The organism is Mucilaginibacter sp. P4_E8 (assembly GCF_056401495.1).
The window spans coordinates 1-1,412 of sequence record NZ_JBFUJG010000378.1 but is presented as its reverse complement, the minus strand read 5'-3'; the positions used below and the strand labels follow the sequence as shown (position 1 = coordinate 1,412).

Annotated in this window: 1 protein-coding gene; it reads right to left on the bottom strand. The window is 38.7% G+C overall.

From position 1 onward, the window contains the following. Positions 1–370 precede the first annotated feature (370 nt). Positions 371–1,412, bottom strand: a 1,042-nt coding sequence (locus AC1DRQ_RS31545; protein WP_477430097.1) for a hypothetical protein, incomplete at its 5' end; no start/stop codon positions are given.

Genomic DNA, 1,412 nt, shown 5'->3' with positions numbered 1-1,412 from the left:
CATTAACTCCAGTGCTTCAAAAACAGTAATATCCGGGCTTACAAAAATTGGAGATTTGCTTTTAGTACATAAGATATTTCTAACACATCCCATAATGAGCTCCTTTCTGGTTAGGGGTTTGGAAATAAACTGGTTATAAATTGGTTATAATAAAGTTACTTAATTATTTTAGTAAAAAAAAAGGAATTKGAGATAATAATACTGCAGTTTATTTTTTAATAAATAAAACTGGCTTTAAGAGCAAAGCAGAGGTATAATTATAAGACACCAATAAGGCTAAGTAATTTTGATTACGATACCTTATTACTGGCATAGTAATGCCTGCAACTATGTATCGATGAACCGGGAAAATGAAAACAACTTTAGGAGATTAATTATTCTTTAACCCGATCTGGTGATTAGTATAATCTGTAAGGTATTCGTTTTTTAAAAAAAAGTCGATACTCAGAATTGTCCGGTAATCGGCTGTGTTATTAGGATTTTGTATCTCGGTAAGGTTACCTGTACTTGAGGTAGTATATGTATAGGTAAAACCCTTATTGGTGGTTAAAGTTACCTGAGAATTTGCAGGTAACCGACCCAATGAAGTTGTGGCCAGTTTATCTTCAATAATAGTAACCGATGGCGTTCCGGTATCGAACAGGAACTGTGCATCAATGGTTTTTCCGCTGTAGGAAATGGTTCCGGGTATATTTGGCGAATAACCACCGCTTGAATAATAAGTAAGCGGATGCATAATAAAACCAGCTGATGAAAGATCTGAGGTGGTTAGCCCCATGGTGAGCAGTCCGGAAACATAAGTACCGGTGCTGCTAAAGCTCGTGGCATTTAAGGTGGCCAGTTTAAAACCGCTTATAAGGCCCGTACCTGTATCAAAATATCTTAGCGGACTTGTTATCTCGCTGTTGGCATAGCTTGTACCTGGCCCCACTCCAAAAACATCAGCCGAATGTGCAGCCATTTTCTTACCATCTCCATCAACTATCTTATAATACAAAAAAATGGGAACGCGTTTAAATGTATAATTTCCCGATGTATTACCTATTTTAATGCTGGCATAGGCCAGGTTGCCATATTCTTTAGTGGTGCCTGTAGCATCGCCAAAACTTACTGTACCGGTTTTTGAAGTTACGGTAATCCCGTTTACAACTACCGAGTCGCCGGTTACCTGTATGCCCGATGTGGTGATCATGGAAGCTGGCAGGATGCCCGTTGCATCTATCGTTATACCTGATGACCCGGTATCAAATACCCCAAAATAGCTAAACGACTGGGTACCTATTTGTGTAATAGGGATAAATATCCTTTTACCACCCCCGCTGGTATATTCATACAAACCAACTGTAACCGGATTAATGGTTGCCGTTGCGATTTTCTCTTTTTTACAGGAGTTTAGGGTTACTATAATAAGC